Source organism: uncultured Demequina sp. (assembly GCF_913055775.1).
Lineage (GTDB): Bacteria > Actinomycetota > Actinomycetes > Actinomycetales > Demequinaceae > Demequina.
This window is the reverse complement of record NZ_CAJXJX010000206.1, coordinates 1-2,220: the sequence shown is the minus strand read 5'-3', so window position 1 is coordinate 2,220 and position 2,220 is coordinate 1. Positions and strand designations below refer to the sequence as shown.

The 2,220-nt window shown below is 72.1% G+C and carries 2 protein-coding genes and 1 pseudogene; 2 read left to right on the top strand and 1 reads right to left on the bottom strand.

The window, feature by feature from the left end; translation table 11 throughout:
* Positions 1 to 15: 15 nt before the first annotated feature.
* The gene (locus QZ483_RS13540) at positions 16 to 864 is read left to right on the top strand and encodes a bifunctional 2-polyprenyl-6-hydroxyphenol methylase/3-demethylubiquinol 3-O-methyltransferase UbiG (protein ID WP_297084906.1); all 849 of its coding nucleotides are present in this window, start codon (positions 16 to 18) and stop codon (positions 862 to 864) included.
* A gap of 33 nt (positions 865 to 897) precedes the next feature.
* Here the strand turns inward: QZ483_RS13540 and coaA are convergent, their stop codons facing one another.
* Positions 898 to 1,872 (bottom strand): type I pantothenate kinase, encoded by a 975-nt coding sequence (gene coaA, locus QZ483_RS13535; RefSeq protein ID WP_297084904.1) that lies wholly within the window; start codon positions 1,870 to 1,872, stop codon positions 898 to 900.
* A gap of 99 nt (positions 1,873 to 1,971) precedes the next feature.
* Between coaA and QZ483_RS13530 the strand changes: the two are divergent.
* Positions 1,972 to 2,220, top strand: a pseudogene (locus QZ483_RS13530) (glutamine--fructose-6-phosphate aminotransferase); the annotation flags it as partial.

Here is a 2,220-nt window from a genome sequence, read left to right as displayed (position 1 = left end):
GGGCGGAGCCCCCCGGTGCCCCAGGGCGCGGACGAGCCGGTGCGGTGGGAGGACGCGCGCGCCGTGAACCTCGCGAACTGGGAGTCGCGCGTCCCGCTGCACCTGGAGGCCTACGGGCTCGACCGGCTGCGCGCGGATCCCGATGCCCTGTCCAGCGTCGTCGCCGCCGATCTCGAGGCCCTCTCACGGTTCCTGCCCGACGGCGTCCGGGGCCTCGACCTGTGCCACCTCCAGTGCCACATCGGCACGGACACGGTGTCGTTGGCGCGCGCCGGCGCCCGCGTCACGGGCGTGGACTTCTCGCCGTCGGCGCTCGAGGCGGCGCAGGCCCTCGCGTCCGAGCTCGGCATTCGCGGGGTCTGGGTCGAGTGCGACGTGCTCGACGCGCGAGCCGCCGTCACCGGGGACTTCGACGTGGTCTACACGAGCATCGGCACCATCACGTGGCTGCACGACCTCGACCGCTGGGCGGCTCAGGTCGCCGCGCTGCTGAGGCCAGGCGGCCTGTTCTACATCCGCGACGGTCACCCCGCGCTGTACGGGCTCGACGAGGACGCCGAAGGGCTCGTCACGCGCTATCGGTACTTTGCCGACGGCCGCGCGCAGCGGTGGGTCGAGACCTCGACCTACGTCGGCGGCGGAACGGTCGCCAGCCCCGACACCCTCGAGTACCCGCACCCGCTGTCCGAGGTCGTGAACGCCGTGATCGGCGCGGGACTGACCGTGCTGCGCCTGGACGAGGGGGACACGCTGCCGTGGCGCTTCAGCAACGCGATGGTCGAGGTCGCCGACGGCGAGTGGGCGTTCCCCGAGCCGATGCGCGACCGCATCCCCACGACGTTCACCCTGATCGCGCGGCGGTGACCGCCGCGCGGGGGCGAGCGCGCATCGGCCCGCCTAGAGCTTGCGCATCTGGACGGTCTCGACCTGGTGGTTCGCGCCCTTGTGGAGGATGATCGTCGCCCGCGAGCGGGTGGGAGCGATGTTGCGAGCCAGGTTGGGCGCGTTGGTCGCGTCCCAGATGCGCTCCGCGCGGTCGATCGCCTCGGCGTCGGACAGGTCGGCGTAGTTGTGGAAGTACGAGTCGGGACGCGAGAAGGCCGTGCTCCGCAGTGACAGGAAGCGCTCGATGTACCAGCGGCGCACGTCGTGCGGCTGGGCGTCGACGTAGATGGACACGTCGAAGTAGTCGGAGACGGCCAGCGCCGTCTCGTCGAGGTCTCGCGGCGACGCCGGCTGCAGGACGTTGAGGCCCTCGATGATGAGCACGTCGGGCTGGCGGACCGTGATGTGCTCCCCGGGCACGATGTCGTACGTCACGTGGGAGTACACCGGGGCGGTCACCTCGGGAGCGCCCGACTTCACGTCCGCGATGAACTGGCGCAGCGCGCGACGGTCGTAGGACTCGGGGAAGCCCTTGCGCTCCAGCAGGCCCCGCGAGCGGAGGACCGCGTTCGAGTGGAGGAAGCCGTCGGTCGTGACCAGCTCGACCCGCGGCGAGCTGGGCCAGCGCGCCATCAGCTCGCGCAGCACGCGCGCCGTGGTCGACTTGCCGACCGCGACGGAGCCCGCGATGCCGATCACGAAGGGCGTGCGGGACGCCCGCTCTCCCAGGAACTCGCTCGTGGCCGCGTGGAGGCCTCCGGTCGCGCCCGAGTACAGGTCCAGCAGCCGCGACAGCGGTCGGTAGATCCGGTCGACCTCGGCGAGATCGATCGGGTCGCCCAGGCCGCGGACTCGGGCGATGTCGTCCTCGGTCAGCGGCAGCGGAGTCGTGTCGGCGAGCGCGGACCATTCCGCACGCGTCAGGGTGAGGAAGGGGCTGCCGACGTCCGCCGGGGTGTGCTCGTTCACCCGACCATTCAACAGCATCGGCCCTGCGTTCCCGACACGCTCCGCCGTGAACGGCGAACCGGCGAACAGGCGGGCCGATGCGCGGGAGGGGAGAGGTGCCCACGTAGACTCGGGGACATGTGCGGAATCGTCGGATATGTGGGCTCAGGCGAGCCGGGAGCCCGTCCCGAGGCGGTCGCGATCGGCGGTCTCGCCCGGCTCGAGTACCGCGGCTATGACTCCGCCGGCGTCGCGCTCGTGGGCGCGGACCCCGAGCGCGTCTCGGTGGCCAAGAAGGCGGGCAAGCTCGAGCGCCTCGCCAAGGCGCTCGCGGACGACCCGCTGCCAGCGGCCACCGCGGCGATCGGCCACACGCGCTGGGCCACT